The sequence below is a fragment of the Candidatus Nitrohelix vancouverensis genome (assembly GCA_015698305.1).
Classification (GTDB): Bacteria; Nitrospinota; Nitrospinia; order Nitrospinales; family VA-1; genus Nitrohelix; species Nitrohelix vancouverensis.
This window is the reverse complement of the sequence record CP048620.1, coordinates 2,233,094-2,255,028: the sequence shown is the minus strand read 5'-3', so window position 1 is coordinate 2,255,028 and position 21,935 is coordinate 2,233,094. Positions and strand designations below refer to the sequence as shown.

Here is a 21,935-nt window from a genome sequence, read left to right as displayed (position 1 = left end):
ATCATTCGGAATGGATTCCGTTGCTTTCCACCTTCATCAATTGAGCCTTTCGATCCTGGCCGATCACCAGCGCGGTTCTGCCGTGAAGCAAGGACGCCAGGGTTTCGCCTATACATTCCTTGCGCCAGCTTTGGAATAGAAAATGCTCTTCCAGATCCTGATTGCGCTCAAAACATTTCACAAAATCATGAATCTGTTTTCGATCCGCCAGCACATTGGCTTCGATCTTCATTTCCTCCGCCCGCACCTGCACGCCCGCCGCAAGGATTTCTTCCAGCCCGCGCGGCGCCGTGTAACCGTCCGACTCGGGAAGTCGCGGGCACTCACTGTCGGGCACGTTCAAGCCTCTCTCGATGGTTTCAAGAATCACCTTGCCGCTACGCGCCGCTTCCTTCTGATAAAAGCCGCGCAGGGAACGCAAACCCTCCATCGTCTTCGGAGCCGAGCGTGCCAGCTCGATCAGGGTTTCGTCCCGAATGATCGACTTCGCCAGACAATCCCGCGAACGCGCTTCCAACTCTCTCCATGCGGCCAGTTCACGCAGAACAGAGAGCGCCCGCGGTTTAAAAGAACGTATATTTTTTAATTTTAAAAATTGTTTGTTCGGGTCTGATGGCTGAAAATTTTTGGGATCTTCCAGGCATTGAAATTCGCCCACGATCCATTCCTTCCGATCCATTTTATTCATGAGCGAATTCAACCTTTTATAGACGGGACCGAGATAACGAACGTCGTCCAGCGCGTATTCAATCTGCCCTTCGCTTAGAGGACGCCGACACCAGTCCGTATAACGATGCGCTTTACAGATATGTTTTTTAGAAACCTTGTGAACAATTTTAGCGAAAGAAATCTGCGATCCCCATCCCACCAGAGCGGCGGCAATCTGGGTATCAAACACCGGGCGAACCGCCATCCCGCAGAGACGGTAGAAAATTTCCAGGTCCTGTCGCGCCGCATGAAACACTTTCAACACCTTCGGATCCTTGATGATTTCCAGAAACGGCTCCAGATCATTGATCGTGATCGGATCGATCGCGGCGCTCACTTCATCATTCGCCACCTGTATCAATCCCAGCCGGTGGAAATAAGTTCTCTCGCGCACAAACTCCGTATCCAGAGCCAGCATTTCGCTTCCGCGCAAGGTATCGCAAAGTTCTTTCAGTTGTTCGTCGGTTGTTATATACATGGTCGATTTATAGAGATAGCTGTCATAAAAAAAATACTTTCTGTCCCGTCGCCTGACAGGTCAGTTATAAAGTACAAAAAAAAACCGGGTGAACATTAGCGGTATCTTAACATCCGCCAATGCCTCAACCCGGTTTCTAATGAGATTATAATCAATTTGAGCTTGTTTATCCTAATTCTTTATCTTCCATTTTCAAGCCCAGTTCTTTTTCCGCCGAATCACCCCAGTCATCTTTGACAAAACTTCCGTCAACATACTCCCCAACGCCAATGCTGTCCTCTTTCCAAAACCGCCGACTCAGTTTTTTGGGAGAGACTACTTTTTGTAAATCGCCTTTGGAATCAAAAATTTTGACTTCAAAAAACATGACGCCCTCCTGTTTTCAAAAATGAAAGCCCGGCCTGATGGCTTCGACTGCCCCCTTACTAATATAAAACTCAATAAAACAGTAACTTAATGAAACAGAAATCAACATTAAATTTAAATTGTTTTTTTGTCAAGAAAATAAACCCAATAAAATCAATAATTAAGCTCATTATTTGGCAAACCGTCTCAAAAACCGCGACATATGCGCTTCTCTGTCGCATGGAATTGTGATTGACAATTCACCGACTATCACCTATTTTAACTATGTATCTGAACAAAATTCCTCCCATTGCGGGCTATTTAAGGTCGATTCCATATGAAGATCTTGGGTATCGATTCTTCCACGACAACAGCTAGCGTTTCGCTCATTCAGGATAGTTGTATCCTCTACGAAACCACTAATGATCGCACACGGACCCATTCCGACAAGGCTTTGGAGATGGTCGATCAGGTTTTAAAACACGCCGACTGTCAATTGAACGAAATCGACGGATTTTGCGTCACCTCCGGCCCGGGTTCCTTCACCGGACTGCGCGTTGGCGTGAGTCTGGCCAAAGGCCTTGTCATGGTGGTTCAAAAGCCTCTGTTTGGAGCCAGCACTCTGGAAGCTGTGGCGCGTTCGATACCGCGTGTCGAAGGACCAATCTGCGCCTTTCTCGACGCCAGAAAAAAGCAGGTCTACGCCGCCTTGTTTCAGTATGAGGGGGAAACGCTTGAGCGTTTGTCCGGGGACCGTGCAATGAACCCCGAAGCGCTGTGCGATGAAATCATCAAACCAACGATTTTTGTAGGGAGCGGTCTGGAAACTTACGAATCGTTTTTTAGAGAACAACTTGGGGAGCGGTTTCTCGATGCGCCCAAACCGATGCAAACCATCGCGTCATCTGCCGCGTTGTTGGGTCGGTCGGCGTTTCTGAGCAACTCGCAAACCGAAATCAATCAACTGACAATTCAATATGCTAGAAAGGCGGAAGCCGAGTTCAAGCAACCCGACATCACCAAAAAGGAGGGTCGATCCAATGGAAATTGAAGCTAACCTGCTAGAAAAAATGATTAACGCCAGCCCCGAATTCAAAAGAATCCACGAAAAACACAACGGTCTCAAACAAAAAGTCGAAGCGCTCAACAAATTAAAATACCTGACGCCCGAACAGGAAGTGGAAAAGAAACAGCATCAAAAAGAAAAGCTCATCATGAAGGACCAAATGGAAAAACTGCTCGTCGAGCACGAACCCAATATTCAATAAGAGGAATTCTTCTTTATCCCGCTCTGAATTTTTCAGGCAAACGGTTCACAAAATCCAACCCGGCGCGATCCTGCGCCGGGAATTGAGCCATGCGACAGACCAACTCCAGCAAAAACCGGGGCGCAACAACGCTCGCCGGTTCGATATAATCGCCGATCACCCCCACCACTCGCGAAGCCAGATCGGCATTGCGCGCAAATATCCGCGTCACCGCCTTGCATAACACGGGACGATACAACAGAAACTGCAAGGCCCGGCTTAAGAAAAATTTCCTTCCAAACTCCGCCCTTCTCCGATCTTCATACGCCGCAGTCCGGGTGATTGAAAAATCATTTGCATCCAGGCAATCCGCGATCGTCTCGCAGGCAAGTTGCGCGCTCCGCAGAGACAGGTAGATGCCTTCGCCTGTGAAAGGGTCGATGAATCCCGACGCATCGCCGACCAGAAACAATCCGCCGCATTTCGGCGGCTGTACGGAAAACGCCAGCGACTCAATCGTTCGCGCCTCTTCCGACGGTTGCGCCTGAGCCAGCAAGCCTGCGCGCAGGGGATTTCCCAAAACCGTGCGCACATAAAATTCGTGGACCGACTCGCCCCTCAATCGCTTCTGATCGACCACCAGAACAATATTCGCTCGTCCGGGGCCGACGCAGGCGAGGCCCGTGTAACCGGGTCGGCTCACATGCATATAGCACAGCGGCTCCGGGGGGTAAACGCCGTCCCAGTGCGCGGCCAGAGCCACCTTGCCCTCTCCGGAGTGTTCCCGTTTCAAACCCAGCCGTCGCAATGAAATCGCGTTTCTGCCGCCCGCATCGACCACCGCCCTGGCGCGAAGCTCAAACACGGTCTTCTCCGCGTCCCATCCCTTAACGCCGACCACGCGACCGGATTCTAAAATCAGATCCGTCGCTTGAAACCCTGGGAATCGCTCCGCTCCCGCTTCGCCCGCGGCTTCCCATAAAATCGGATCGAAGGTCATGCGGTCGAGTGAAAGGCTCGTCATCACCCGCCCGGTCTTTGGACAATCCGGGTACTCGGCGCTGAAGCCTTCCGTCTCGTATGAGGAAACGGCGATTCCCTTCAAGCGCATGCTACAGGCGGCGTTCACCCGGTCCAACACGCCCAGGCTGTCCAGAATCGCATCGGCGCCCGGACTGATGAATTCGCCGCATACTTTATCTCGCGGAAAATTTGCGCGGTCCAGCAAAGCGACGCGATAACCGCGTTGCGCCAGAAAAATAGCCGAAGCCGAGCCCGCCGGGCCGCCTCCAATAACGATCAGGTCGTATGTTTTCATGCGCGACTCGAAGAGTGAAATAAGTTCTGCCAGAGATCGATTGCCACTGCTTGAATTGAGAGAACGCCGATTCCCGTTTCTGACTATGAAAAAATTTATTTTTCGCCGACCAGCGCGATGCGGTATGGGAAATGACGATGCACCTTGAAATTCGCGTAGCCCGCATCCTGAGCCAGAGCCGTCATTTCAGAAGGCGTGAAGGCGTTCATCACAGAGACCGGGGCGTCGTAACGGGTCAGGCGATTGGTCGTGAGCAGTCGCGTTAAAATCCAGATCGCCCCGAAAGCGATGCGGCTTCGATTCAAATCGTTGATCACAACCCGACGCCGCGCAACACGCATCGCCGACTTCAAAATCGCGACCGCGTGCTCGCTGGAGAAATGGTGCAGGGACAGGGAGTTGACGACCAGATCGAAACTGCTGTCGGCAAAGGGGAGAGATAAAATATCGCCTTGCACGAGATCGATTTCCTTGTGCTTGCCGGTTTCTTCTCTGGCGTAGTCCAGCATCTTGCGATTGATGTCCACCGCCGTGATGCGAACTTCGACCTTCATTTTTTTAGCATGTTGAAGCAAGGCAAGGGGTTGGTCTGCGGAGCCGGTCGCCAGATCCAGAATCGTCAGCGGTCGTTTTTCGTTATGACTTCGGAACAACTCTTCGGCGTAATGCAGAAGCACGCGATAACCGCTCAGGTAGCGGTTGACGCGTCTCACGTCTTTCAGGCTTTTGCGGACTTCTTCAAAAGGGGCTTCGTCCAGATCGAGCAATTCCGGACGCAAATTCCTGGGAGGCGCAGAAAACAGCATGCTTCAAGACAGGGTGATTGGCGGGAGCTTGCTATCAATCTTTAAAGAAATAATACAGTTCGCCGCGGTTGGTTTTCTTCCTGAAAAAATTCAGAGCGATCTCTTTAAAGATACTCCGGGTCAGCGGAATCGCAATCAAAAATCCGATCATGTCCGTTATGATTCCCGGCGTGATCAGCAAGGTGCTGGCAATCGCCATGATCGCGCCGTTGAGCACATCGTCCGCCGGAAGGGTTTTCGATTTCAGGTGCCACTGCATTTTTTCAAAATACTCTTTACCATAACTACGGCCCAGCACAATACCGATCAAAAAGGTCAGCATGATCTCATTGAGGATGGAAACCGTATCCATATAATTATTCAGTAATATCAGGCCGCCCAATTCCAGGGCGGTCCCAAAAGCAAATAGCGCTGTCAATAACAAGGGATGATCCTTTACAAAAATTATAAAATGAATCGAAATAGTTACTATTTTTCCGTTGCGAACAAATACCTAAGGGAAATCCCATTAAGATAAGCCGGGCAGGCGCTTCCTGTCAATGAGAAAGACCCTCCATATAATAAAGAAAACCGGCAAGATCGCTGAGCATGTGGGGAGACACGAACTGCTCCATATTCTGTTTGTCCATATTTCCCTGATTATGAAACTGGATGAAGGCGACCGCAAAGGCCCTGCGCCCCTCTTCCTTCTCAAATCGGAACTTTTCCAGCAAGCCGCCGCCTTTTTTACCGCCCACCGATCCCAGTGAATGACAAAACAGGCAATTATCTTTATAGGTCTGCAAGGCTTTCAAATATTCCGGTTTCTTGCGAACCGCCTCATGCAGAGGTCGATAGTATTCATCCAGATTGATCGAGCGAATCGTGCGGACATTCGCCGTGACAAAACGCTCCTGAAACGGCGCCTTGATATGATCCGGCACAAGGATCAGACCCGCCTGCAACCAGTCCGGCGCCGCGATTCCCGGTTTGAGCATGATCTTCGTCGCCATATGCAGATCAAAATCCCTGATATCCGCAAGGGAAACGACCCCTTCGTAATCGTCGCGACAATCCAGCAACAACGCATCCGCTCCCTCGAAGGATTCAGCGGAAGCAATTTCGGTCAGGGAAATCGCCTCAAAGCGCGAATCCTGATAACTCATCGCCCGATCAAAATAGCGGCTTCCCATTTCCTTCGCGCTGAAACCGGACAAGGCAGACAAGCTCAAGCTGACCTGAGAACGCTTCTCGTCAACCGGCCCCGCGCAGGCGGAGAACAGCGCCAGAATTATCAAAAGCAGAACGCCGGAAATTTTAGATACAACCATCATAGCAAAGCCCCCATATAGAACCCCAAAAGGGAAATTTCGTATCAAGAGCATCTTACTATCAATCCCCCGCCGCTAAAAATTTTTCAACAACGCCGTCGAGCAATTTAAAGAAATTCAATACGACACGCGCTATAATAGATAGAAACTATCTGCCAGGAGCCAGAGTTCATGCGCGCATTAGTGATCGATATTCAACGCAAGGAATGGGAAGCGACACGGGGGATGCGGTTTCGGGACGTTTCCGCGCCCGAACTGAACGAATCGAAAGACGCGCTCGACGATGGACGGGTTCTCATTCGTCCTCTCTACACCGGGTTTTGCGGCTCCGACAAAGGCATCTGGTTTCGTCACGCCTTCAAGGAAATGATCTTCGATTCGCTCGACGCCGAAAAAGCGGCGGGCGACCCGACTGCCGACTATCGCATCTGCGGACACGAACTGCTGGGCGAAATCCAGGAGGTCGGTTCCTTCGCCAGCCAGCGCTACGGCTACAAAGCCGGAGACATCGTCTCCACCGAATCGCATATCTTTTGCGGTATCTGCCACCAATGCAAAATCGGCGACGCCCATGTCTGCACCAATCACAAAATCATCGGCATCTCAATGGACGGTTGTTTCGCCGAACAAATCAAACTGCCCGCCAAAGAACTGTGGCCGACGGACCTGAACAAGATTCGCCCGGAGGTCGCGGCGATTCAGGAACCGCTGGGCAACGCGGTGCACGCCTGTAGCCGGGTGGACCTGCGCGGCAAAACCGTCGCCATCTTCGGTTGCGGCACCATCGGTCTCTTCGCCCTGCTCGTGGCGCGGGCGATGGGCGCGACCACGCTGATCGGCGTGGACGTGAATAAAAACAACCTGGCGCTGGCTGATCGGCTCGGCGTCGACGCCTTGTTCCATGTCGATAATTCCGTGACGCCGGAGAACAAATACTCAGCCGACGCGGAGATCGCGGAATCCATCAAAAAAATATGTCTCGGCGACGGCGTCGACGTTGCCTTCGAAATGTCGGGAAGCAATCAGGCCCTGAACAACGCCATCGAATCCACGCGCGCTGGAGGCGACGTCATTCTGTTTGGCTTGTCTGCGGGAGATTTTGTCATCCCCAATTTTCAGAACATCATCATGAACGGCATCACCCTGCACAGCATCGTCGGGCGCAAGGTATTCCAGACCTGGTACATCATGAGCAATCTGCTGGCTTCCAAAGAACATCAATTACAGGACAAAATCTACCGTCACATACTCAATGAAGGACGCGACGTGATCCTGCCCTTTCACGAAACCGACGCCGATGAGCTGGAGGCGACGATCAAAAAGCATCCCAAAATTATTTTGAAATACAGCTGAGCGGAAACAAGGAGCTTTCATGAACGATCCATTGCTCGAACACATACGCGAGGAACTGGCGGCCCTGCGCGACGCCGGGGTCTACAAAAACGAACGCGTCCTGCTGTCGCCGCAAACCGGGCACATCAACACGCGCGAGGGAGAGGTCGTCAATTTCTGCGCCAACAATTATCTCGGGCTGGCCAACCATCCGCGCATCCTGCAGGCCGCTAAAAACGCTCTCGACGAACACGGCTACGGCATGGCCTCGGTGCGCTTCATCTGCGGCACGCAACAAGTGCACAAGCAACTCGAAGCGAAAATCTCCGCATTCCTGCAAACCGAAGACACGATTCTGTACTCCTCCTGCTTCGACGCGAACGCGGGCCTGTTCGAAACCCTTCTGACAGAAAAAGACGCGATCATCAGCGACCGCCTGAATCACGCCAGCATCATCGACGGCGTGCGCCTGTGCAAAGCCACGCGCTTTCGCTACAACAGCTGCGACATGACGCATCTGGAAACCCAACTCAAACGCGCCGAAAAATACCGACACAGCATCATCGCCACCGACGGCGTGTTCAGCATGACCGGAGACGTGGCGCCGCTCAAGAAAATCTGCGACCTCGCCCAACGCTACTCCGCGCATGTGATGGTGGACGACTCCCACGCCACCGGATTCTTCGGCGCCAATGGACGCGGAAGCATCGAACACCGCGACGTACTGGGCCGCGTCGATATCATCACCTCCACCTTCGGCAAAGCCCTCGGCGGCGCCTCCGGCGGTTTCACCTCCGGGAAAAAGGAAATCGTCGAGCTACTGCGGCAACGCTCCCGCCCTTACCTGTTCTCCAACTCCCTGTCACCGGTGATCGCCGCCGCAACATTGGAGGCCATCGCCATGGTCGATGAATCGCCTGATCTGCTGGAAAAACTGCGGAACAACACGGCGCGGTTTCGCTCGCGAATGAAAGAAGCGGGATTTTCGATAAGAGAGGGAGAGCATCCCATCGTGCCCATCATGCTTGGCGACGCCAAGCTGGCGACGGTGATGGCGGACCGCATGCTGGAGGAAGGCATTTATGTGATCGGATTCAGCTACCCCGTCGTTCCCAAAGACGAAGCCCGCATTCGCGTGCAAGTCTCAGCCGCGCACGAAACAGGGGACATCGACCGCGCCGTCGACGCCTTCAAAAAAATCGGCAAGGACCTTGGCGTGTTGTGATTGGGGAAAAGTATCCATATTCGTCATTGCGAGGAGCCATCGGTCTGGAACCGCTATTTTCAAAATACCATCACGGTACATTTTAAACTATGTCAGCAATAAGTTTTTTGTAAAACATAGTTAAACGATCCCCTAATAAACAACAACTCTCAAAAGATTCTTCAAAGCGATCTTCATCTTTTATATAATCTTTCCATTTGTAATTCACCTGATTATTGGATACGCCGTCTAGCAGTGTAACGATTTTCAAAAATAAAATAATAGATTCGGATAAACAGTTTGAATATTGTAACAAGAGATCAAGATAATCTTTTTTCTCTTCAGAAGTGTTAGATATTAGGTTACAGATAGTAGCTCTATGGTTCTCCAATTCAGTTAAAATTCCCTCTAAACTACGCTTGTGCTCGCCATATGGAATAACCTGAAAAATCCAAGGTAGTGGAACTATACGCCTTATCATTTTAACTAGCGACGGACAATTTATAGAACCTTTGACGCCATTAAATCTTACCAAAAGGCCATTAATATCTTTGCTAATCGCTACTATTTTAATATCATCATTCATTTTCAATTTATAAAATACGCCTTGTTTTCTGTAAAGGGGCAGGAATCTAGAAAACGACATGGAAGCGTCGGATACTAAACAACTTCATACCAAGGACATCTCGATCTAATGTGGGTTTAAACCCGCCTTCCTTATTATGAACAACAATCCATACACTCCTGCCCTCTAACTCTTTACACAGAAAAAAACACAATAAAAGCCTAGCTAACAAATAACGTCATTGCGAGGAGCCATTGGCGACGAAGCAATCCAGCGTCTCATGCCAAACGTCACTGGATCGCCGCGCTCCTTAACAGTCGCTCGCGATGACGAATCTACGAATAGCATCCTTCCCTTTGCTAACGTCATTGCGAGGAGCCATTAGCGGCGAAGCGTCCGACAAGAATGAACCCTCTCCCCTCACGGGCAGGCTCAGCCTGACGAGGGCTGGGTGAGGGGGAAAACGACGTCGCCCCGAAACGCCATTGGATCGCCGCGCTCCCTAACAGTCGCTCGCGATGACGAACTTTTACATTACTCGGTCTTGTTCAAAGCCGAAACAAGAACCTCCACAGCAGGCGCGCCCTGAAATCTGCCATTCCCATCAGAATAAACCCGGCAATTATTCCCAGCCTGTTCAGGAGATTCTGCGATATCCACTCCGTCGACTAAAACCGTTGGCGAACCGAACCTGCTTAAATCCGCCGGAGTCGCCGCATCACTGCGGTCCCATTCTTTCCAGGACTCAGACAGACCTGCCAAGGCAAGCGCCTCGCGCAGATTGTGTCGAGCCTTGTCTACATTCGGGCAGTCCCTGTCAAATACCAGTTCGATCTGTTTCATATTTTTCCAGCTTGAAATCAGCCCCTGATAAATTCAAGTTAAAACCCGAAATGAATAGAAGCGCGATCCTTTTCAGGAAGAACGACATTTTTATTTATGGTGACCTTTTTTCTTTCCCTTCCCCTTACCATCACTCTTACCCCGGTCCTTGTCCTTATCTTTATCTTTATCATCATCCTTATCTTTATCATCATCCTTATCTTTATCATCATCCTTATCTTTGTCCTTGTCCTTCTTGGCATCAGCGGCAACAGGCCCCATCAGGTCAAACCCTGACCATTGCAAAGCCCCGCCGAAAACAAAAGAAAACACCATCAAAAACACAATGACTCTGGAAGACATTTTTTTCATGGCAACCCTCAATTGAATAGTTAAGGACATCTGGAACAAATTTGAGAATAGACAGGATTGCTTGAAATTGTCAACAAACACTATCGCCCCTAGCCAATAATTTTTCCCATTAAGGATACAACGAAAAAAACACCCTTTCGGGCAGGCATAGCCAGACAATAGCTGGGTGAGGGGGGCTGTTCTGATAGACGCAAATCAAGCAGAGCCTGCCGTCATTGCGAGGAGCCAAAGCGACGAAGCAATCCAGCGTCTCATGAGAAACGCCACTGGATCGCCACGCTCCTTAACAGTCGCTCACGATGACGACCATGACTCTATTCAACCATCCGGCCTGAGTCATTAAATTAACGCCCCATTTCTCTACGAACATTCTTCAAGCTTTCGCGGGCATTTCGTGTATTTTGGTGATCAACTCCTAAAACCGCTTCCAAAATTTTCAGAGCTTCAACCAACAAAGGCTCCGCTACCTGATAACGCCTTTGTTGCGCATACAAAACACCCAGATTATAGAGACTCGCTGCCACATCCGGGTGCATGTCACCCAATACCTTCTTACGAATCTCTAAGGACTCTTTAATTAAAAGATCCGTTTCGGAATAACGTCCGTGAGAGCCATACAGTAGCGCCAGATTATTGAGACTGGTCGCCGTGTCTGGATGCTCGTCGCCGAAAACTTTCTTATAAACCTCTAAGGACTTTTTATACAAGGGCTCCGCTTCGGAATAACGTCCCTGGGACTCATACAGCCCCGCCAGATTATTGAGGCTGCTCGCCGTATTCGGATGCTCGTATCCCAATACCTTCTTACGAATCTCTAAGGACTCTTTGAATAAGGGCTCGGTTGGCGCATAGCTTCCAAACGCATGAAAATAACATGCAGCCTGATTCAACAAAAGCGCCGCATATTCGGTTTCAACTTCAGCCTGCTTGATACGGTTCGCCGCATGTTCAATATGTGGAACCCAGGATCGGCAAGCGTCCCAGTTTTCGAATTTAGGTTCGGGAAACACGGCGCTTAAAACCTTTACAAGGCGTTCCGTCCAGAGCTTGCGTTCCTCATTGTCCATCTCCTGCCATACGGCGGCTTGCAATAAACGGTGGAGACTTAAAGTTTTGGTTTTGGACTCGCGCTTTATCAGCGAATATTTTGAAATAGCCGACACTGCGTTTCGCAAATCTACATTACTTGACAGTTCTCCCAGCGTTCCCTCCCACAAAGCGAGCGCGTCGCCCTGAAAAAGCGACTCAGGAATATCATCAGGGGCGAGAATAGAAAAAACCTTCAATAAATTGATCGAAACTGGATTGTCTATTTTTCTGAAAGCCATCGCATAGGTGACAGTAACGGCTTGATGATCCGTCGGCTGCGCCCCCTCTTCGCCCAATAAACGAAAGCCTTCTTCCCTGTACAATTCCAGATATTCTTTACAATCGATTCCATTGCTCTCGATATAAGCGCCCGCATGCTCCAAGGCCAATGGCAGGTAATCCAGGACTTCGCAGACCGCGTCAAGGCCTTCGCTATTCTCCGGTGCGCCCAAACGCTTTGACAGAAACGCTTTCGCCGTCGCCGGACTCATCAAGTCAACAGGCATGCGATACAACCAATGGCTACCTGTAGGTTGGTTGCTGGTCATCAAGACCTTGCCCTGTCGCGTTTTTGGAAGAAATTTTTCAGCAGACTGCCAGCGCTCCACATTGTCCAGAACCAGCAACCAGTCGGCGCGCGACGACAGCCAGTCTTTGACGCGGGCGGAAATGATGGAAAGATCGTCCGTGTCCGTGAAGGTCATTCCCATAGCTTTTGCCAGAGTCAGGTACTCTTGATCCAGCGCGTCCGCGTTGTCCGCCGTGATCCAAAACACATACGAATAGGAATCTTGATTTTCCCAACAATATTCTGAAGCGGTCTGGGTCTTCCCCACCCCCGGCTGACCACACAACGCTACAACACCCTGCGATTCCAGATTCTGTTGGATCGCGTCCAGTTGATTGTCCGGATCGACAAAGAAATTATTCTTCTCGTAAGGGACCATCCAGACTGGGCTATCGAATCGCGCTTCCGTAATTGGCTCGGCATCGGTTGGTAAAATTTCAATTGGCCCCAGCGGAGGAAGGTTTTGTCGTTGACCTGTTAATTCACGAAATAATTTCTCAAAATCTCTACCACCTTCCGCTGATACCTGAAAATAAGTTTGTTTTTTCAAAGGATCAGTAATATGGGCCGCATCTCCATCATCAAAAACAACAGTGAGAAATTTTGTATTGATGCCGCAGGAATCATAAAGTTCCTGGGTAATAATGTTCCCCTCCCAGACAACCCCCTTGCCCTGACCGGGAGCATCCTTATTTTCAAATCTCAGTTTATAAATTTCTGTGTACACAACCAGTACAAAATCGGCTTCTTCAATTTGGCCCTTCATCCACCTAGGCCAGCCTTTTGGAGGATTTGGTTCGTACTGATCGATCATGCAGTCCACTCCTTTGGAGCGAAGAATCGCGCTCAAACCTGCAACTCGCTCTTTATTGCCTTCGGTGGCATGATCGTAACTGATGAAAACTTTGGGTCGGGTTTTGGGTTCGTTCACGAAAGGGGTTCCTCATTGTTATAAGGAAATATCGGAAGGCCAATGATGTCCGATTCGCAATCGATTGTCAACGCTTCGCAGTCGCTCCAATATAAAAAATGCCTTGTCAGGAAATAACGTCATTGCGAGGAGCCATCGGCGACGAAGCAATCCAGCGTCTCATACCAAACGTCACTGGATCGCCGCGCTCCTATCGTCGCTCGCGATGACGACCTCCTGACATCGAAATTGAGGATTGCATTTAGCGAGAGCCAATAGAAAAGTCCTGCCAGGAAATAACGTCTTTGCGAGGAGCCACCAGCGACGAAGCAATCCAGCGTCTTATGCGAAACGTGACTGGATCGCCGCGCTCCTTAACAGTCGCTCGCGATGACGGCCTCCTGACTTCGAAATTGAGGATTGCATTGAGCGAGAGCCAATAGAAAAGCCTGCCTGGAAATAACGTCATTGCGAGGAGCCAAAGCGACGAAGCAATCCAGCGTCTTATGCGAAACGTGACTGGATCACCGCGCTACTTAACAGTCGCCGCGATGACGACCTTTCTGAATTTACAATCTGGATTACACTTGGTGAGCGCCATTAGAAAAACCCTGCCGGGATTCCGGCAGGGCTTTTTCAAACTGGATCGTTTCTGAATATATATCGCGTTGCGGTGATCCCGCGGTTTCAGACGTCGAAAACGGGGAGCGGCGGGTCTTTCCAGATATTCACTTCCGTCGTTTCGTCGAGGGTGACTGCGCCGAAGGTGACGGCGTAGGGTTCATTCAAATCCGGTTCAAAATCCACCTTCATTTTCTTGATCTCCCATTCGCCCTTTTCCGGACCAACCAGCGTCAGGCTGTGCGCGAAGCTGTTGACCTCAAACTCGCCTTCGAAGGTTTCGCCGGGGGCGGTGGAGCCTTTGACCTCTTCGAAGGGTACTTTATGATTGTTGATGCAGAAGTGGATGGGGCCTTCGGTTCCCTTGTCCCCGGTCTCCACGGTCACTTTGAATTTATTCAGTTTTGGCATGGTTGAGACCTAGAAAAATGGGTTGAGCCCTGCGGCGTGATCGGTTTCATCGTAAATGGCGCCCACCTGGGGCACATGGGTGCGGAAGGTGGTGTGAATGCCCTGCTTGAGGGTGATATCCGCCGCGCTACAGCCTTGGCAACCGCCGCCCATTTGAATGGTGACGGTGTTGCCCTTGACCGCGAGCAAGGTGACGTTGCCGCCGTGTCCGGCGACGCCGGGATTGACTTCCACGTCGATGGCTTTTTGGATTCCGGTGCGGATTTGCTCTTCGGTGAGCATCTCGGAGATGATCTTATCGGAAATCAGAGGCCCTCCCTCTTCCAGCAATTCGCGAAGGGTCTGACCCACTTCCGTCGCCATCGCCTTCCAGTCCACAAGAGTCTTATCGGTGCGCGTGAGAGTGACCGTCGATTCATGAACGAGAACGGTTTCGACGCCGTCAATGCTGAACATGCGCTCGGCGATGGGAGAACCTGCGGCAGCTTCGAAGTTCGGGAACCACCAGGAATGGCCCTTGAACAGATCGCGATTGACGCGGAACAGACAATGCTCGCCATTCGCCGCGGCCTGCGCCTTGATGAGAATTTTGTCCGTTCCCTCTTCGAACAGGCCGGTTTCGATGACCGGGGCCTGAAGCACGCGCCGAACCACGGGCGCGGCTACTTTATCTTCTTCGTCCATATCGTCGCGCATTGAAGGCGGTTGAATCATACTCGGCGCCGCTTCCGGCGTCTTAGGCTCTTCCATTTTTGTTTCCTCCGTTGCGACCGGTTGCTTTTCCGGCTCGACAGCCTCGCGCGGCTTCGCCTCGGAACCGGAAAACAGGGTTTTCATTTTGTTCAATATATTCACAGACATCTCCTGAAATCAATTAATGATCGAAGACCTACCAGCGTCGTCGATATGTTATTCATTTTGAAGCAAAAAACGGCAAAAAGTTGCAAGATTTCACCCATCTAAGCCAAAAGAATACAAATACTATTCTAAATCCTGAACGCCCCCTTGACCACCTCAATCGTCCAATCGTCCTGATTTCCCGTAATGCCCACCACGTCGAATCGCGTTTCGCGGGAGCCGATCTTGTTTTTTGTTAGAAAATATTGCGCCACCTGGGCAATCTTGCGTTGTTTCTGAGGATGCACGGCGAGTAACGGACCGCCAAAATCCGTCCCGCTTCGCGCCTTCACTTCCACAAAGACGACGGCGCCTTCGTGTTCTGCGATCACATCGATTTCGCCAAACGGGGCCTTGTAGTTTGTCTTCAATATCCGGTAGCCCAGCTTTTTTAATCGCGCAACAGCGGCGGCTTCTCCCGCATCTCCAAATGACTTGTTCGCTTTCGTCATTACTCCCTCGGAAGAAAATCTATCAGAGGCCCCATATGGCAAAAATGGGACTAGACATTTTAAACGGCCCTGCTATCCTTCGCCCTGTACAAAAAACCTTCGCCCGGCGTGAGGCATAGAAAAATCCTGAGATTGAAAATCGAATCATGATCCTGACTTTAGAAGACATCCCCGGTGGAGGAAATATTGCCCAGTTTCTGGTCTGGCTGGTGCAATCCGTACTCTTTTATCTCGTTTGCTTCACGGCGATGATGAACGCCTCCGACGACTTCACCGGCAATCACTGGATCAAGGTTCCTCTGATGTGGGGACTCTCGTTTATCACCGCCGGATTGATGGCGGTGCTCAGTTACCATCCCCCTATTCTGATCGTGGTCATGCTGATCGCCAACTGGTTCCGCATCAAAAAACAAGAGACCGACGCGCTCCAGGAAACGCCGCCGCGAAGCATCAACCTGCCCATCTACATTTTAGGCAGTTATGGCTATATCCTGCTCACACTTTACCTAAACTACTTCATAAGAATATCAATCGTAAATAGTCTTAATAGCTAGATTATTTTACAAACGGAATCCACATCGAAGTGCGCTCCCGATATTCCCGATACGGCTCTCCAAACTGCGCTTCAAGCGCCTTTTCCTCGTAATGAATCCTGAATTGAAAGCCAAACCAGGCCACCAATAGCGTCACTGTTCCGGCGATCCAGGAATGCGTATTGATCGCGTAAGCCAGGATCACCAGCATCATTCCCGTGTAGCTCGGGTGACGCATCAGGGCGTAAAGCTGATCGTTTTTAAGCGTCTGCTCCTCGCGAAAAACAATGTCAAATTTGAAGCCAAGCGCTCCAATTTGCCAGACCGCAACAACCCTTAAAACGGCTCCCGCGATAAAAATCAGAGCAAGAGCCATCCCTTCATAAAACCCGACCGGAGCCTCCGACGCGCGCGCAATAAATGACGCCCCGACCAGAGCGGCGGCGATCGGCAAAGTATGACCGAACAGTTGCCGAAAATAATCCTTCGAGAGCGAAGCGTCCCCCGGCCTCACCGTTTTAACGAACAGAACCAGCTCGATGATTCCGAAAATAAAATTCAGAAGAGAAACAATAAGAAACCGTTCCGCCACCGCATCATCTAAACCCACAGGAATCAGCGGAGCCAGATAGATGGCGCCCACCTGCAAAGTCGTCGCGTTGCAGTTTTTCCACAAGGCGAATGCAAACGCCGCGACGAAGACAATGAAATTGAAATAAATGATGGATTCAATCATGACGACACATAAAATACAGTATTTCTTTGTTTTTTTTGGTAATTTTATTATAAGATAGAAGCTCAATAGAAGCCGTCGTCTCCGACGACTCATTCAATCACTATTTTTGCCTGCTTTATATAGATATGCAAACCTTGCGGCAGGCGCTTTCATATACACGTCATTAAACTAAATCAAATCGAAATTATAGACACTTTTTTTGAGGTTCCAAGTCATGGACGCCAAAACCATTAATATCCCCGAGGTCGTCCGTCGTGAAATTGAAGATTTTGCCGCAGAGGTAGAGCGGCTCGAACGCGGCGAAGTATCCGATGACGATTTCAAACGATTTCGTCTGCAACAAGGCATTTACGGTCAGCGACAAGAAAACCAGCAAATGGTTCGCACCAAACTCCCTCAAGGGCGTTTGAGCTCGGAACAACTGAATGTTCTCGCTGATTTTGCGGATAAATACTCCAATAAAATTTTACACGTCACCACGCGACAGGACATCCAGTTCCATTACGTGAACGTTAAAGACGTTCCCGAAGCCATGCAATTGCTCGCCGAAAACGGCATGACCACGCGCGAAGCCTGCGGCAACACCGTGCGCAATGTAACGGCCTGTCATAAAGCTGGAACCTGCAAAGATGAATTGTTTGACGTATCGCCTTACGGGCGAGCGGTCACCGATTTCCTCATCCGCCATCAGATGACGCAGAATTTGCCGCGCAAATTCAAGATCAGTCTGGGCGGCTGTAACGGTTGCGGTTTGTCTCCGATGCACGACATCGGCCTGAACGCCGCAGATAAAGTCATAGACGGCAAGCGCGTTCTCGGTTTCAAAGTGGTTGTGGGCGGCGGCCTCGGTTCCTCCCCGCGCATCGCCCAGCCTTTCAGCGATTTCGTTGAAGCGCACAACCTTCTGAGATTGTGCGAATCCGTCGTCGCGGTTTTCGACAAGCATGGCGACAAGCGCAACCGCAACAAGGCGCGTTTCAAATATGTGCTGGATAAATTAGGTTCAGACAAGGTCAACCAACTCATTCAGGAAGAATTCGACGCCCGCGCCGACAAGAAATTTCCGAAGATTGAGGTTCCCGAAGAATTCACCCCTCATATTCCCAAATTTGAGGCAAATACGGAGTTCGACGCCGACCCGGAATTTCAGTCCTGGAAGGCCCGCAACACCTTTGCCCAGAAGCAGGATGGATTCTTTAATGTCCACATCAAACTGCTTCTTGGCGACCTGAACAGCGATCAAGCCCGCGCCTTGAGCCGAATCACGTCGCAATACGCTGCGGGAAGAGTGGTCAACACGGTCAACCAGAACATCATGATCCCCTGGATTCAGGAGAGCGCCTTCGGTCATGTTTTTGGCGAGTTGAAGAAAATCGGTCTGCACAAGGCAGGCACCGAAGAGATTCGCGATATCACCTGTTGCCCCGGCTCCGAAACCTGCAACCTTGGCATCACCGCGTCGCGCGGCATCGCAGAGCATCTGAGCAAGGAAATGGAAAACGGCTTCCCGCATTCAGCCGATCTCGACCACATCAGCATCAAGGCCAGCGGTTGTCCCAACTCCTGCGGTCAGCACCATATCGCCTCCATCGGCCTTCATGGCGGCGCCAAAAAGGTGAACGGCATCCTCACGCCGCATTACGAATTGTTCCTCGGCGGATACGTCACCGAAGAAGCGATGAAGTTTGGCGAGTCCGTAATCAAACTGCCCGCTAAAAATTCACCGGCGGCAATACGCAAGCTGATTGAAGATTACAAGGAAAAGAAACAATCCGAAGAACGTTTCGAAGGCTATGTTGAGCGCATGGGTAAACCTTATTTCAAGGAACTGTTGCGCGATTACATCGCTCTTGAAGAAATCGAAAAGAACCCTTTCGCCTATCTCGACTACGGTTCCGAGAAAAAGTTTTCTCTGGAAGACCGGGGTCAGGGCGAATGCGCCGGCGCCGTCACCGATATGATAACCGACCGACTTTCCGAAGCGGAACGCGCACAATTCCAGTGCAAACTTGCTTTGGAAAACAAACAGTATCAGGAATCGGTCGATTTCGGAAAACGCTCTGCGGTCGCCTCGGCGAGAGCCTTGCTTGTCACCGAAGGCATGGACTTCACCGACGATCTGGAATGTATGGAAAAATTCCATTCGCTGATTATCGATATGGAAATCGTGTCGCAACGCTTCTCCAGCCTCATCGAACAATTCCGCAACACCTCGACGGTGACGCAGGAACAGTCTGAATGGTGGGTCGCAAACGCACAGGACTTACTGGAACAATGCAAACTCGTCACGAATAAACTTCACGAGGACAAATCGCTGAGAATTCGCACCGGCGGAGACTCTCCTGCAGAAGAGCAGAAATCTTCTAAAAAGGAAGCGACTGTTGAGAAAGTGTCGATGGACCTTCTTGGCGTCAAATGTCCCTTCAACTACGTTAAAGCCAAGTTGAAACTGGAAATGATGAATTCAGGTCAGTTGCTCGAAATCCTGCTGGACGACGGCGAACCGATTCAAAACGTTCCCAAAAGCCTTGGCAACGATGGTCATGAGATCCTGTCTCAGGTCAGCGAGAACGGACACCACAAAATCGTCGTTAAAAAAGCGTAGACTGAATGTTTAAAAGCATGACCGGGTTTGGCCGGGCAGAAAAGCAATTGGGAAACTACACGTGCAAGGTTGAAATCCGGTCTGTAAACAACCGGTTTCTTGAAGTCAAAACGCGCATCCCTAAAAACTTTGCAAGCCTGGAGCTTCCCCTCAAAAAGCTTATTAAATCCAAATGCGCCCGAGGCACGGTGGACTGCTCCGTCACCCTTCAAAAGAACGACGCCGACGGCATCACTGGAGAAATTCGGCCGAATCTGCCTCTGGCGACGCAGTATCATGGCGCGTTGATTCAAATTCGGGAGTCGCTTGGTCTATCGGGCGAGATTGACCTGAACTCTCTTCTGTCCTTCAAAGACCTTATTCAGGTAGAGCCAACCAGCGTCGATGAAGAAAAGGAAGAGTTGGTGTTGAGCGCCGCAGAAGACGCCATGAACGAATTGTTGACGATGCGACGGCACGAAGGCGATCACTTGCAAACGGACATCCTGCAACGACTGGATGAAATTGAAACCTGCAAGGAAGCGATCATGCCGCGCCAACAGATCATGGTGGAGCAATACAAGGAACGTCTGAAGGAAAGGATTCAAGCCTTACTCGACGGCGCGCCCATGGAAGAAAGTCGACTCGCGCAAGAAGTCGCGCTCATGGCGGACCGTTGCGACATCACGGAAGAAATCACCCGGCTGGAAAGCCACTTGAACCACTTCCGTCAGTTGGCAGAATCCGAAGAACCGATTGGCCGCAAACTGGAATTTCTGATTCAGGAATTCAACCGGGAAACCAACACCATCGGTTCCAAAGCAATCGATCTGGAAATTTCAAAATCCACAATCGAAATTAAAAGTATTCTCGAGAAAATCCGCGAACAGTTGGCCAACATTGAATGACCATCAACGGCGCCAAAAAAGGAATTCCGTTCATCATTTCCGCTCCCTCGGGTACGGGAAAAACGTCCACCTGCAAATTGCTTCGGGCCAAACTGCCTGAACTGAAATTCGCCGTCTCCCACACCACTCGCGCCAAGCGAAACGGAGAAGAAGAAGGCCTGGACTACTATTTCATTTCCGAAGAGACCTTCAAGCAAAAAATCTCAAACGGAGATTTTCTGGAATGGGCGCAAGTCCACAATAATTTTTACGGCACCGCAATCGACGCCATCGAAAAAACCATTGCTAAAGGCGACGACGTATTGCTGGAGCTTGACATCCAGGGCGTGGAAAGCCTGCGCGATATGAATTTTTCCGGCGTCTTCATTTTCATTTTGCCGCCCTCTCTTGAAGAACTTCAGCGCCGCCTGGAAACGCGCGGCACGGAAAGTCCAGAAAAAATCAAAGGTAGAATTGAAACCGGAAAAAATGAAATCTGCCAGTACAAATTATACGATTACGTCATCACCAATCATAATGTCGAAGACACTGCGCAGAACATCATGTCGATCATCAAGACCGAAAAATTAAGAGCCGCGCACTATGTGCCGACCGCGCAGGATTTACAAACATTACTACACTCAAACCGAATCATCTGATGCCGCGAACCTGGGACCCGCAACTGGTCACTCAAAAAATTCAGGATTTAAATCCCTATCATGCGGAGCAACCGCTCGACGCTATTTCTCTGCATGCAAATGAAAACCCGTTTCCCCCTCCGGCGGAACTGGTTGCGGAATTGCAAAGCCAGTTGTCTGTTCTGGAACTGAATCGCTACCCCGACCCGTCGGGCGCAGGACTCAAACAGGCCATCGCCTCCCGACTGCAAACGTCCGTCTCTCAAGTTGTACTGGGCAACGGCTCCGACGAACTGATTCAACTGTTGATACAGGTTTTTTGCGACGTCGGAGACGGCGTCGCATTTCCCGATCCGAGCTTTGCCATGTACTCGATCATTGCGCGGGGTCTGGGCGCGACGCCCATCCCCATTGATTTGAACGACGCATGGGATTTTGAAGGGGAGCGCATTCTGGACGTCCTGCAACAACGCAAAGCAAAAATAGTTTTTTTCAGTTACCCCAACAACCCAACGGGAAATTGTTTTTCACGACAGGAAATCATCAAGGTGCTCGACAATTTTAAAGGCATTGTCGTGCTTGACGAGGCTTACCATGATTTCGCCAGAAAAAGTTTTGTCGATCAATTGAGTTCCTATCCCAATCTGGTTGTCTTGCGAAGCCTTTCCAAAATCGGACTCGCCGGTCTACGCGTTGGCTACGGCGTCGCTTCTCCCGAAATCATCACGCAGATGGAAAAAATTCGCCTACCCTACAATCTGAACTCAGTGTCCCTGTTCATGGCAGAGCGATTGATCTCGAATTTTGAAGCCGTAGAAAAACAAATTGAAATCATTCTTCAGGAACGAGAGCGTTTGAGCGCCCGACTTGGAGAAATAGAAAATGTAACGCCCTTCCCTTCCGATTCAAATTTTATTCTTTTTCAGGCCCCGGGCCAGGCCGAAGCATGGCATCAAAGCCTGAAAGAAAATGGAGTTCTGATTCGTTATTTGGGAGCGCACCCGCGCCTTAAAGATTGTTTAAGAGCGACGATCGGTTCACCGGAACAAAACGACCTATTCCTCAACCAACTCACGACAAGCGCATCGTCTTTCCAGTAGCG

General features: G+C 50.4%; 23 protein-coding genes. 9 read left to right on the top strand and 14 right to left on the bottom strand.

Going from position 1 to position 21,935, the window contains the following annotated elements; all coding sequences use genetic code 11:
- Window position 1 precedes the first annotated feature (1 nt).
- Both rnd and G3M78_10380 read right to left on the bottom strand, forming a co-directional pair.
- Entirely contained in the window at window positions 2–1,186 is a 1,185-nt protein-coding gene (gene rnd / locus G3M78_10385) for a ribonuclease D (GenBank protein QPJ65774.1), read from the bottom strand.
- A 166-nt stretch (window positions 1,187–1,352) separates the two neighbouring features.
- The gene (locus tag G3M78_10380) at window positions 1,353–1,553 is read right to left on the bottom strand and encodes a hypothetical protein (protein ID QPJ63876.1); all 201 of its coding nucleotides are present in this window, start codon (window positions 1,551–1,553) and stop codon (window positions 1,353–1,355) included.
- A 315-nt stretch (window positions 1,554–1,868) separates the two neighbouring features.
- Here G3M78_10380 and tsaB point away from each other — a divergent pair, with 315 nt between their 5' ends.
- Together tsaB and G3M78_10370 are read left to right on the top strand one after the other, a co-directional pair.
- A complete protein-coding gene (tsaB, locus tag G3M78_10375) occupies window positions 1,869–2,582 on the top strand; it encodes a tRNA (adenosine(37)-N6)-threonylcarbamoyltransferase complex dimerization subunit type 1 TsaB (protein QPJ65773.1) in 714 nt (237 codons plus the stop codon).
- Window positions 2,572–2,799, top strand: coding sequence for a hypothetical protein (locus G3M78_10370; GenBank protein QPJ65772.1), 228 nt, complete (start codon window positions 2,572–2,574; stop codon window positions 2,797–2,799). Before tsaB ends, G3M78_10370 begins: the two co-directional genes overlap by 11 nt.
- Window positions 2,800–2,812: 13 nt before the next feature.
- Here the strand turns inward: G3M78_10370 and G3M78_10365 are convergent, their stop codons facing one another.
- The 4 genes from G3M78_10365 to G3M78_10350 all read right to left on the bottom strand — a co-directional run bounded on the left by G3M78_10365 (window position 2,813) and on the right by G3M78_10350 (window position 6,215).
- The gene (locus G3M78_10365) at window positions 2,813–4,096 is read right to left on the bottom strand and encodes an NAD(P)/FAD-dependent oxidoreductase (GenBank protein QPJ65771.1); all 1,284 of its coding nucleotides are present in this window, start codon (window positions 4,094–4,096) and stop codon (window positions 2,813–2,815) included.
- 95 nt (window positions 4,097–4,191) lie between these two features.
- Window positions 4,192–4,902 carry a methyltransferase domain-containing protein gene (locus G3M78_10360; protein ID QPJ65770.1) on the bottom strand — a complete coding sequence of 237 codons (711 nt, stop codon included), beginning with the start codon at window positions 4,900–4,902 and terminating at the stop codon, window positions 4,192–4,194.
- A 34-nt stretch (window positions 4,903–4,936) separates the two neighbouring features.
- A complete protein-coding gene (locus G3M78_10355) occupies window positions 4,937–5,326 on the bottom strand; it encodes an FxsA family protein (protein QPJ65769.1) in 390 nt (129 codons plus the stop codon).
- Between the two features lie 112 nt (window positions 5,327–5,438).
- Window positions 5,439–6,215 (bottom strand): hypothetical protein, encoded by a 777-nt coding sequence (locus G3M78_10350; GenBank protein ID QPJ65768.1) that lies wholly within the window; start codon window positions 6,213–6,215, stop codon window positions 5,439–5,441.
- 168 nt (window positions 6,216–6,383) lie between these two features.
- Between G3M78_10350 and G3M78_10345 the strand changes: the two genes are divergently transcribed.
- Both G3M78_10345 and kbl read left to right on the top strand, forming a co-directional pair.
- Window positions 6,384–7,565, top strand: coding sequence for a zinc-binding dehydrogenase (locus G3M78_10345; GenBank protein QPJ65767.1), 1,182 nt, complete (start codon window positions 6,384–6,386; stop codon window positions 7,563–7,565).
- Between the two features lie 19 nt (window positions 7,566–7,584).
- Complete coding sequence (kbl, locus tag G3M78_10340) at window positions 7,585–8,769, top strand: glycine C-acetyltransferase (GenBank protein ID QPJ65766.1); 1,185 nt, start codon at window positions 7,585–7,587, stop codon at window positions 8,767–8,769.
- Between the two features lie 82 nt (window positions 8,770–8,851).
- Here kbl and G3M78_10335 read toward each other — a convergent pair whose 3' ends face one another.
- The 7 genes from G3M78_10335 to G3M78_10305 all read right to left on the bottom strand — a co-directional run bounded on the left by G3M78_10335 (window position 8,852) and on the right by G3M78_10305 (window position 15,455).
- On the bottom strand, window positions 8,852–9,334 hold the full coding sequence (locus G3M78_10335) for a hypothetical protein (protein QPJ65765.1): 483 nt from the start codon (window positions 9,332–9,334) through the stop codon (window positions 8,852–8,854).
- Window positions 9,335–9,847: 513 nt separating this feature from the next.
- Entirely contained in the window at window positions 9,848–10,156 is a 309-nt protein-coding gene (locus G3M78_10330) for a hypothetical protein (protein ID QPJ65764.1), read from the bottom strand.
- A gap of 90 nt (window positions 10,157–10,246) precedes the next feature.
- On the bottom strand, window positions 10,247–10,507 hold the full coding sequence (locus G3M78_10325; protein QPJ63875.1) for a hypothetical protein: 261 nt from the start codon (window positions 10,505–10,507) through the stop codon (window positions 10,247–10,249).
- 344 nt (window positions 10,508–10,851) lie between these two features.
- Window positions 10,852–13,095 carry a tetratricopeptide repeat protein gene (locus tag G3M78_10320; GenBank protein QPJ65763.1) on the bottom strand — a complete coding sequence of 748 codons (2,244 nt, stop codon included), beginning with the start codon at window positions 13,093–13,095 and terminating at the stop codon, window positions 10,852–10,854.
- Between the two features lie 666 nt (window positions 13,096–13,761).
- Entirely contained in the window at window positions 13,762–14,106 is a 345-nt protein-coding gene (locus G3M78_10315; protein QPJ65762.1) for a helicase, read from the bottom strand.
- Window positions 14,107–14,115: 9 nt separating this feature from the next.
- Window positions 14,116–14,943, bottom strand: a complete 828-nt coding sequence (locus G3M78_10310; GenBank protein ID QPJ66831.1) for a hypothetical protein — start codon at window positions 14,941–14,943, stop codon at window positions 14,116–14,118.
- A gap of 149 nt (window positions 14,944–15,092) precedes the next feature.
- Complete coding sequence (locus G3M78_10305) at window positions 15,093–15,455, bottom strand: YraN family protein (GenBank protein ID QPJ65761.1); 363 nt, start codon at window positions 15,453–15,455, stop codon at window positions 15,093–15,095.
- A 146-nt stretch (window positions 15,456–15,601) separates the two neighbouring features.
- On the opposite strand from G3M78_10305, the gene G3M78_10300 reads away from it, so the two are divergent.
- Window positions 15,602–16,009 (top strand): hypothetical protein, encoded by a 408-nt coding sequence (locus G3M78_10300; protein QPJ65760.1) that lies wholly within the window; start codon window positions 15,602–15,604, stop codon window positions 16,007–16,009.
- Window position 16,010: 1 nt separating this feature from the next.
- Here G3M78_10300 and G3M78_10295 read toward each other — a convergent pair whose 3' ends face one another.
- Complete coding sequence (locus tag G3M78_10295) at window positions 16,011–16,724, bottom strand: isoprenylcysteine carboxylmethyltransferase family protein (GenBank protein QPJ65759.1); 714 nt, start codon at window positions 16,722–16,724, stop codon at window positions 16,011–16,013.
- A gap of 214 nt (window positions 16,725–16,938) precedes the next feature.
- On the opposite strand from G3M78_10295, the gene G3M78_10290 reads away from it, so the two are divergent.
- From G3M78_10290 to hisC, 4 genes are read left to right on the top strand one after another with little or no spacing between them, the layout of a single operon-like run.
- Window positions 16,939–19,329 (top strand): sulfite reductase, encoded by a 2,391-nt coding sequence (locus tag G3M78_10290; protein ID QPJ65758.1) that lies wholly within the window; start codon window positions 16,939–16,941, stop codon window positions 19,327–19,329.
- 5 nt (window positions 19,330–19,334) lie between these two features.
- Window positions 19,335–20,216 (top strand): YicC family protein, encoded by an 882-nt coding sequence (locus G3M78_10285; GenBank protein QPJ65757.1) that lies wholly within the window; start codon window positions 19,335–19,337, stop codon window positions 20,214–20,216.
- Window positions 20,213–20,854 carry a guanylate kinase gene (gmk, locus tag G3M78_10280; protein QPJ65756.1) on the top strand — a complete coding sequence of 214 codons (642 nt, stop codon included), beginning with the start codon at window positions 20,213–20,215 and terminating at the stop codon, window positions 20,852–20,854. Before G3M78_10285 ends, gmk begins: the two co-directional genes overlap by 4 nt.
- Window positions 20,854–21,933 carry a histidinol-phosphate transaminase gene (gene hisC, locus G3M78_10275; GenBank protein ID QPJ65755.1) on the top strand — a complete coding sequence of 360 codons (1,080 nt, stop codon included), beginning with the start codon at window positions 20,854–20,856 and terminating at the stop codon, window positions 21,931–21,933. Before gmk ends, hisC begins: the two co-directional genes overlap by 1 nt.
- The last annotated feature ends 2 nt before the right edge of the window (window positions 21,934–21,935 follow it).

Excerpts from the sequence above, each read along its gene's own strand:
- rnd (QPJ65774.1), bottom strand. The coding sequence starts at position 1,186 with ATGTATATAACAACCGACGAACAACTGAAAGAACTTTGCGATACCTTG.
- G3M78_10380 (QPJ63876.1), bottom strand. The coding sequence starts at position 1,553 with ATGTTTTTTGAAGTCAAAATTTTTGATTCCAAAGGCGATTTACAAAAA.
- tsaB (QPJ65773.1), top strand. The coding sequence starts at position 1,869 with ATGAAGATCTTGGGTATCGATTCTTCCACGACAACAGCTAGCGTTTCG.
- G3M78_10370 (QPJ65772.1), top strand. The coding sequence starts at position 2,572 with ATGGAAATTGAAGCTAACCTGCTAGAAAAAATGATTAACGCCAGCCCC.
- G3M78_10365 (QPJ65771.1), bottom strand. The coding sequence starts at position 4,096 with ATGAAAACATACGACCTGATCGTTATTGGAGGCGGCCCGGCGGGCTCG.
- G3M78_10360 (QPJ65770.1), bottom strand. The coding sequence starts at position 4,902 with ATGCTGTTTTCTGCGCCTCCCAGGAATTTGCGTCCGGAATTGCTCGAT.
- G3M78_10350 (QPJ65768.1), bottom strand. The coding sequence starts at position 6,215 with ATGATGGTTGTATCTAAAATTTCCGGCGTTCTGCTTTTGATAATTCTG.
- G3M78_10345 (QPJ65767.1), top strand. The coding sequence starts at position 6,384 with ATGCGCGCATTAGTGATCGATATTCAACGCAAGGAATGGGAAGCGACA.
- kbl (QPJ65766.1), top strand. The coding sequence starts at position 7,585 with ATGAACGATCCATTGCTCGAACACATACGCGAGGAACTGGCGGCCCTG.
- G3M78_10335 (QPJ65765.1), bottom strand. The coding sequence starts at position 9,334 with ATGAATGATGATATTAAAATAGTAGCGATTAGCAAAGATATTAATGGC.
- G3M78_10330 (QPJ65764.1), bottom strand. The coding sequence starts at position 10,156 with ATGAAACAGATCGAACTGGTATTTGACAGGGACTGCCCGAATGTAGAC.
- G3M78_10325 (QPJ63875.1), bottom strand. The coding sequence starts at position 10,507 with ATGAAAAAAATGTCTTCCAGAGTCATTGTGTTTTTGATGGTGTTTTCT.
- G3M78_10315 (QPJ65762.1), bottom strand. The coding sequence starts at position 14,106 with ATGCCAAAACTGAATAAATTCAAAGTGACCGTGGAGACCGGGGACAAG.
- G3M78_10310 (QPJ66831.1), bottom strand. The coding sequence starts at position 14,943 with ATGAAAACCCTGTTTTCCGGTTCCGAGGCGAAGCCGCGCGAGGCTGTC.
- G3M78_10305 (QPJ65761.1), bottom strand. The coding sequence starts at position 15,455 with ATGACGAAAGCGAACAAGTCATTTGGAGATGCGGGAGAAGCCGCCGCT.
- G3M78_10300 (QPJ65760.1), top strand. The coding sequence starts at position 15,602 with ATGATCCTGACTTTAGAAGACATCCCCGGTGGAGGAAATATTGCCCAG.
- G3M78_10295 (QPJ65759.1), bottom strand. The coding sequence starts at position 16,724 with ATGATTGAATCCATCATTTATTTCAATTTCATTGTCTTCGTCGCGGCG.
- G3M78_10290 (QPJ65758.1), top strand. The coding sequence starts at position 16,939 with ATGGACGCCAAAACCATTAATATCCCCGAGGTCGTCCGTCGTGAAATT.
- G3M78_10285 (QPJ65757.1), top strand. The coding sequence starts at position 19,335 with ATGTTTAAAAGCATGACCGGGTTTGGCCGGGCAGAAAAGCAATTGGGA.
- gmk (QPJ65756.1), top strand. The coding sequence starts at position 20,213 with ATGACCATCAACGGCGCCAAAAAAGGAATTCCGTTCATCATTTCCGCT.
- hisC (QPJ65755.1), top strand. The coding sequence starts at position 20,854 with ATGCCGCGAACCTGGGACCCGCAACTGGTCACTCAAAAAATTCAGGAT.